The organism is Vallitalea sp. (genome assembly GCF_025211055.1).
Lineage (GTDB): Bacteria > Bacillota > Clostridia > Lachnospirales > Vallitaleaceae > Vallitalea.
Genome location: NZ_JAOARO010000086.1, coordinates 65,782 through 73,462, shown reverse-complemented (window position 1 = coordinate 73,462; position 7,681 = coordinate 65,782). Strand labels below are relative to the sequence as shown.

General features: G+C 30.5%; 7 protein-coding genes, 1 tRNA gene and 1 pseudogene. 2 read left to right on the top strand and 7 right to left on the bottom strand.

Going from position 1 to position 7,681, the window contains the following annotated elements:
• Positions 1-572: pseudogene (locus N4A55_RS12375) on the bottom strand (hypothetical protein); the annotation flags it as partial.
• A 933-nt stretch (positions 573-1,505) separates the two neighbouring features.
• Here N4A55_RS12375 and N4A55_RS12370 point away from each other — a divergent pair.
• Entirely contained in the window at positions 1,506-1,796 is a 291-nt protein-coding gene (locus tag N4A55_RS12370) for a hypothetical protein (RefSeq protein ID WP_293756817.1), read from the top strand.
• 171 nt (positions 1,797-1,967) lie between these two features.
• Here the strand turns inward: N4A55_RS12370 and N4A55_RS12365 are convergent, their stop codons facing one another.
• From N4A55_RS12365 to N4A55_RS12355, 3 genes are all read right to left on the bottom strand, one after another.
• Complete coding sequence (locus N4A55_RS12365; protein ID WP_293756814.1) at positions 1,968-2,153, bottom strand: type II restriction enzyme; 186 nt, start codon at positions 2,151-2,153, stop codon at positions 1,968-1,970.
• Entirely contained in the window at positions 2,146-2,412 is a 267-nt protein-coding gene (locus tag N4A55_RS12360; protein WP_293756825.1) for a DNA adenine methylase, read from the bottom strand. The genes N4A55_RS12365 and N4A55_RS12360 overlap by 8 nt, the downstream gene beginning before the upstream one ends.
• Positions 2,413-2,712: 300 nt before the next feature.
• Positions 2,713-3,732, bottom strand: a complete 1,020-nt coding sequence (locus N4A55_RS12355; protein WP_293756811.1) for a hypothetical protein — start codon at positions 3,730-3,732, stop codon at positions 2,713-2,715.
• Positions 3,733-4,260: 528 nt separating this feature from the next.
• Between N4A55_RS12355 and N4A55_RS17065 the strand changes: the two genes are divergently transcribed.
• On the top strand, positions 4,261-4,605 hold the full coding sequence (locus tag N4A55_RS17065) for a tyrosine-type recombinase/integrase (protein ID WP_330666399.1): 345 nt from the start codon (positions 4,261-4,263) through the stop codon (positions 4,603-4,605).
• A gap of 84 nt (positions 4,606-4,689) precedes the next feature.
• Here the strand turns inward: N4A55_RS17065 and N4A55_RS12350 are convergent.
• The 3 genes from N4A55_RS12350 to N4A55_RS12340 all read right to left on the bottom strand — a co-directional run bounded on the left by N4A55_RS12350 (position 4,690) and on the right by N4A55_RS12340 (position 7,680).
• Positions 4,690-4,777 (bottom strand) — tRNA-Ser (locus N4A55_RS12350).
• Positions 4,778-4,857: 80 nt separating this feature from the next.
• Positions 4,858-5,055: a cold-shock protein gene (locus tag N4A55_RS12345; RefSeq protein ID WP_113673201.1), complete on the bottom strand. Its 198-nt coding sequence runs from the start codon at positions 5,053-5,055 to the stop codon at positions 4,858-4,860.
• 228 nt (positions 5,056-5,283) lie between these two features.
• A complete protein-coding gene (locus N4A55_RS12340) occupies positions 5,284-7,680 on the bottom strand; it encodes an ABC transporter permease (RefSeq protein WP_293756807.1) in 2,397 nt (798 codons plus the stop codon).
• Between the last annotated feature and the right edge of the window lies 1 nt (position 7,681).

The window sequence follows — 7,681 nt, the reverse complement described above, 5'->3', positions numbered from 1 at the left end:
GCTCCCGTTGCTCCTATTGGACCCGTTTCACCTGTTGCTCCCGTATCTCCTGTTGGACCTATTGGGCCCGTTTCACCTGTTGCTCCCGTTGCTCCTATTGGGCCGGTTTCGCCTGTTGCTCCCGTTGCTCCTATTGGGCCGGTTTCGCCTGTTGCTCCCGTTGCTCCTATTGGACCCGTTTCACCTGTTGCTCCTGTATCTCCTGTTGGACCTCTTCGTCCTCTCAGTCCTCTTGGACCAGTAGCTCCTGTATCCCCTGTATCTCCTGTATCACCTTTTGGTCCTCGTTTACCTTTTGGTCCTCTTGGACCTGTTGCTCCAGTATCGCCTGTATCGCCTTTTGGTCCTCGCTTGCCTCTCGGACCCCTTGGTCCTCTTGGTCCCCTCGGGCCTCTACAACAACATACCCAACAGCAATCGTCAGAACAACATGAATCTAGGTCATCAAAACATTCTTCCATTTTTTCAAATTCAATTTCTTCAAATTCAATTTCATCCCAATCACATTCATTCCAATACCAATCATGTTCGTATCTATCGTAGTTATGATTATGTTTCTTATGCTTTTTCATTTCTCACATCCTTATATATGTTCTTATTATAATATATGTACAAGCATGTACTAATGTGAAAAACCAATTATAAGTTAGTAGTCCAGTTAAATATATGTCCTTCTAAATTTATTGATATTTTCTCCCCATTCTTTAATTTCATCCTTACTGTAATCTTATCTAGCATTACTTCTATCACTTCTCTTTTTACTATATTAAGAAAATAAATCCTACTATCTCAGCATCTTCAGTGTTTTCATAAAATACCCTAAAAATATATCCATTATTCTTTTCTTCTTTTTTAAATACCTTAATACTATATTAATTTCTATAAACCTCTAATAAATAATAGTTCTCTTTTTTATATTATAACTTTTACTAAATACTCAAATTAAATCTGTGGTAATATTTAAATAAAGTACTATTGCCATAAAATTGCTCTTTTTCATATTTAGAAAAATCTTGTGAAGATAATGGCATTAAGATGGAAGTAGTCTCTACCTATATCCATGATGATAAGGCAGAAATTTATATTACAATGCAAGACCTTACAGGAAATAGAATTGACAAAAGCACCGATTTGTATGATAGTTTTCCATTTATCGTCCTTTTAATAGTTCAGCTACTTGTCAACTTGTTGGATATGAAGATACTACTAAAACTGCAACATTCCTTATCTCTATAACTGAGTGGGGAAATAAAAATATTATTGAAGACAAGATAACATTTTCAGTAAGAGAGTTTATTAGTGGTAAGCATAGATATGATAATATACCATTAGATATTGATCTTTCAACTATTAGAGTATCGTCTGAAACTAAGGCAGTAAAGATAATTGGTGGCGGAGCAAACTTTGAAAAATTCTTATCTAATAAAGATACCACAAATATACTACTTCCCTCTCAACCAATGGATTTTCCTGTTGAGAGTATAGATTTTACAGGTATTGGTTATGTGGATGATATGCTACATATTCAAATAGGTGTTACTAATCCATTAAATAATGATAATCATGGATTTTTTACTCTAAAAGATAAAAATAGAAATGAGATTAAATGCGATTATAATGTTACATTTACAGATACATCTGATGATGGTGGACGTATAGATTATATGGAATATGTGTTTGATATTCCACAAGCTGAAATAGAGCAATATTCTCTTTTGGGAGATTTTGTTACTAGTGGTTTATTTACAAAAGGGAATTGGCAAGTGACATTTCCTTTAGAATTGGAAAATGAATAATTTTTAAATTATCTTTAGTAATGTACTATATTACAATAACTTATTTGAATTACTCTTTAAAACAATAATTTCAAGTGTAAAATACCAAAAACTGCATTAGCAAATATAATTTACTAATGCAATACTTATTCTAATTGTAGTGGATTTGGATGAGTTTACTTTAGAGTGCTATTACTTTAACAATATGAAAACTACATTTTTGTCAAATTTAGTCATCAATCTTGCTTCTCTAAATTCATTTATTTGTTCAGATTTAATATTCACATAACCATTTTTATCTACACTATTAACAATATTATATTTTTGGAATAATAATTCCCAAGCTTTATCATTTTTGGTTTTTGGTTTACTACTCATAATTTCTCACCAAAACCTCATCAACTTCTCCACGTTTATCACTTTTTGAATTAATAGAAAGCTTAGCTTTAATAACCTCAATTATGTGATCTTTATAAAGGTCAAATATAAAATCTGTTGCTGAATTTGATAGCAGAAACCTGCTTCCTTTTTTATCAAGTTTATCACATTGAATTTTTAATCTTTCTTGTTCTTTTCTATCAAACCCTCCTTTTGCATAACCAGTAAAATTAGAACTATCTGAAACAGGGTCATAAATATGTAGTATATTTTTTTGGTTGGTAATTCTACTATCTTATTCTTTATAAGAATAAATATTAAAAAACCCCTAACCTTTATTTTATAAGGGTTAAGGGCTTTTGTTCGTAATCATGATATCATTCTATATAAATCACCTTTTAAGATTACTATATGCTTGTTATTAACAACATTTAACTTACCACATTCAATTAAGTCATAAACTTCTTTTAGTGATAAACGCATTATGCGTGTTACATCAATTACCGATAATTGTTTATTCTCTTCTGAATGTAAATTAAGAAAGTAGGTCAGCATAATATTATTTTAAGTATTCTTTAACTTTAAACCAAACTATTTTATCAAATATTAAGTACTCATTAGAATCTGTATACGGTTCTATTTTTGAATCCGTTGCAAATTTATAGAATGGTAATCCAGTACCATTTGATTTATCAACATACCATTTTATAAAATTATTTACCTCATTCATAGTAACTCTATATTCATATATATCTGTAGTAGATAATTTAATTTGTAATACTGATGGATTTACCTTTTCAATCATTGCTGATGCAACATTAGAGTTTTCACTTTCTACACTATCTTTTACTGCTCTTACTGCATAATAATAAGTTACTCCTGTTTCAACATCATTGTCTATGTAAGTTGTTTCTGTTATATTAGAAGCTATAAATGTATCTATAAAATCTGGTGTTGTTGATCTTAATATAGTATAGCTATCTGCTCCATCTACTGCGTCCCAATTTAGAGTTATATTATTGATTGATGGAGTAGCTATTAAATTTGTAGGTTGTGTTATATAAGTTAGTAGCTCGCCATCTGAATCAATATCTATTGCATCAAGCCACATAGATTTTCCAGTTTGAGATACATCTCGTGTAATTTTTACAATATGAACCCCTTTAGTAAGTCCTATTTTTTCAAATTGCAATATAGACACATCATAAGTATGTGAAGTGTTTTTAGGTTCTCCTACTTGACTAAATTCATATTCAGTTCCATCTATTATTATTTTTACGTTCCCCATATATGTTCCAGAACCATGTACTCCTATAAATCTTAGTTTACTACCATAAAACTTAAAATTCATCTCAGGAATCAAGGAAGTTTTACTTTTACCGGTATATGTAGTATTATAGCTTGTATCAAAACGTTCCTCACAATTTGTATATAAAATTTCTGGTGCATTATCATCATATCTTTTCCATCCTTCTTCTGGACTAGTCAACTTGTCACCTATTGATGCTGCATAAACATTAACACCACCTAAAACCATTATCATTGCAAAAAACAAAATTAAATTTCTTATTTTCTTCATTAGTAATCGATCCTTTCTCTTTTGTTATTCCAGATTATACCATTTTACACAACCAATGTATAGACTTATGTTTGGTATGTTTAGGTAGTATAATAAAATGTTGTAGTTTTTTCGACAAAATATTATTTCTTTTTAATCTATTTTATTACTTGATTGCCATATACCGCTACTGCTGCTGAAAGTAATCCATATATAAATCCCATTAGGTAAGTATTAGAATTAAATCCTTCTTTTAGTTTTATTGCTATATATAGAATAGATATAATACAAGTAAACCCCCGAAACAAAATTTATAACAGAAGAACAATTCTATAGATTATTGCATATATTCAAAAATACCGATTATTTCATACCTGTATTATTAGCTGGTACTACTGGTATGCGTGAAGGTGAAATTTGTGGCTTACAAGACTATAATATCCAATTAGATCGTAACGAAATTTATGTTAAGGATAACTTGGTGTATATAGAAAAAAAATGGACTTTAGACTCTACTAAAACACATATAGAAGTACTAGACCTGTATATATATTCCCTGATGTAGCAAGAATACTAAAGCAGTATCTAATTCAAAGAAAAGAACAACAACTCAAATATGGTCCTCAATATATAGATAGTGGATTCTTTTGCAGCCGACCAGACGGACGATTTATAAATCCTGTCACATTAGGTAAAAGGTTTACCATAATTGCTAGGAAATATAACTACCACATATCGTTCCATGGATTAAGGCATACTCACGCAACTATACTATTTAATAAGGGAAAGGACTTAAAGACTGTAGCTGATAGGTTAGGCCACTCAACAACCAAAATAACAACGGATACCTACATTCACTCATCCATTGAATCTCAAAAAAGATTATTGGGGTGATATTAAATTACCAGGCTTAGGCACGTTTTAGGCACACGTGTAACGGGTTTTTATAGACATGATTATATACTCGCCTTGTAATAACGGAGAGAGAGGGATTTGAACCCTCGGTACGGTTGTGCCGCACAGCGGTTTTCGAGACCACCACCTTAAGCCACTCGGACATCTCTCCGAATACACTTAACTATTATATCACTAAATTTTCCAATAAAAAAGACCTAAAGATAAAATCTTTAGGTCGATTTATTAAAATTATAAACTTACGATATTTTCAGCTTGAGGACCTTTAGCTCCTTCAACTACGTCAAAAGAAACTTTTTCGCCTTCTTCTAAAGTTTTGAATCCGTCTTTTTGAATTTGTGAATAATGAGCGAATACGTCATTTCCTTCATCTGTTGAAATAAAACCAAAACCTTTGTCTGAATTAAACCATTTAACTGTACCAGTCATAATCTCTTACCTCCGAATTTTTATTTTTCCTTAAATTACTTGTAAATAATTCATCAATAAAAATTCGAACTATATTATTAAATCTAATATTAGATAATTCTCGTTTATTAACTTGATAATTTTTTACTTATAATGCAAGGTTCTATATAATCATATACTATTTCAGAAAAAAATCAAGGGTTTTTTAAAAATATTTTAATATTTTTTATAAAAAGCTATTTTATTTCACTAAACGCGTATTATTCTATCTATAATGGACTCCTTATTAAGCTTTTTGGTTATAAAATAAGTCAAAATATATTGGATAATTATTAGAACAACTAGCATCAATATTATTTCTTTTATTGGACTTTGCCATTTGGCATATGTCGCTTCTTTGCTAAATACTTCAAAACAGACTTTGGCAATACGTATACCAAATATTGATGCAAAAACTCCACTGATCAGCGAATAATACATTCCTTCTACTTGTAACATAGTATTTAGCTGTTTATCAGATAATCCAATGGCTTGAAGCATACCAAGCTCTTTTTTTCTGGTTAAGATACTCGTTATCATAGTATTAATCAAATTCAGCAAACCAATTAATCCAATAACGAAAACAAGTACCATTCCAATGAACTTCATGGAATTCTTTTGTCTGTTGTACTCATCAAAAAGGCTTTTATATTCAGCTACCTCTACATCATCATAATTTGCTAGTAGCGCATCTAATTCTGTTTTAACCTCTTCTTCTGAATTTTCATTAACATTTACAGATATTTTTTTGTAATTATTCTCTCCTAGGTATTTCTTAACTATCTTTTCATGTGCTATCCAAGTAGGTCCTATACTATGTCTATTATTACTTATTGGTAATATATCTGTAATTGCTAATACTGTAAATTCTTCTGCAAAATTTGTATCATCCCCCTTATTCACATTGAATAATACTTTGTCTCCAGTATGATAATTATCTTCATCTTTATCTCCTGAATATATTACATACTTACCTTGATTTAATTTATCTAAATCCAAGTTTCCGTCCAAGATATTATCTGCCAATTTTTTTAGAGTAACATCTTCATATCCATAAACATCACAATTGACAGTTCCATCATAATTACCATATTGCTCCTTATGCTCATCCATCTTCTCACTATCATATTCCATTGTGACTATCTTATGTCTTGTTTTAACAATGTTTTTTACATCTTTCATTTCCATAACTTGCTCTATGATATTGTTCATATCATCAATATTATCTTTTCCAGAATCAGTATTAACAATATCAAAATCCCCAGCTACGTAATTGCTTGTAAGATTATCTATTCTCATACTGTTAAAGATAGATGAGAATGTAATGAATAATATTCCACTCATAGTTAGAGACAGCATAGTCATTATTGTACGTTTTTTATTTCTCCATAAGTTTAAATAAGCCATCTTACCAACTGCACCTAGTCTAGTATGCTTAATCTTTTTAGTAGTCTTTTTGCCTGTTGTACTTACCTGTGAATAACGTAATGCCTCTATTGGAGATATTTTGGATGCTATTTTACTTGGTTTCACCAATGCCAGCCTTATTGTGAACAAGGAAACACCAGCAGCTATAAGAATAATATATAATGGAAATACCATTTCTATATTATTGCTAAGAGGTATCATGGGTACTAATATATTACTAATCAGATATCCTAACAATATCCCCAATGGTATACCCTTCATTGATGATATGATACCTTCATATATAATCATCTTTCTAAGTTGCTTTGGAGATGTACCAAGAGATGACAGCATACCTATCTGCTGTATCCTCTCCACAACAGAAATATAATAAATATTGTATATTACTATGATAGTTGCAATAATAACCATTAATCCCAATATTGCAAAAGGTATCATATTGGTTATGTTTTTTCGTTTTTCATTTAGGAGCATCTCATTGAACGAAATATTTTCATCCGCAATTTCTAAATCCATTGACATCTTTAATATCTTGTTATAAACATCACTATCATCCTTTAATTTAAGAGCTATATCCTTATGTACTAATTGGGGATCTATTTTGTTCATAAAATTCTCAGATATCAATCCTAACCCTGTCTTATTGAGAGCCATCATATTATTTTCTTTCAGAATTCCTACAACCTTGAATTTTCCATTATATGAATCTCCATTTCCTATACTATATTCCATAGTAATGTTATGACCTAACTCTACTGGTAATTCAAATCGTTCTAATACAGAAGGCAATACAGCTATTTCATTATCTTTTTGTGGAAATATACCTTCTACCACTTTAAGAGATAATAGGTCTGCTCCTTCTTCATCAGCATATAATAAGGACAAACTATAATTATTCGTATCTGTCACATCAGCTACATTAGAAAAAACTCCTGCTTCCTCTAATTGAATATGGTGTTTCAACATACCAATCTGTTTCTCATTGACATTAGTAAATCTAGCTTCTGCTTTTCCATAAGAATCAATGACATTATTTAGATTCATCTCTCTTATACTTACTGCAAAAGTCACTATAGTTGTTATTAGACAAGTAGATAATATGATAGCTAATAATATTAATCCTGATTTACTCTTAGAGGATTTACCGTACTTTCTTGCTAGTTTAACCATTACACTCATA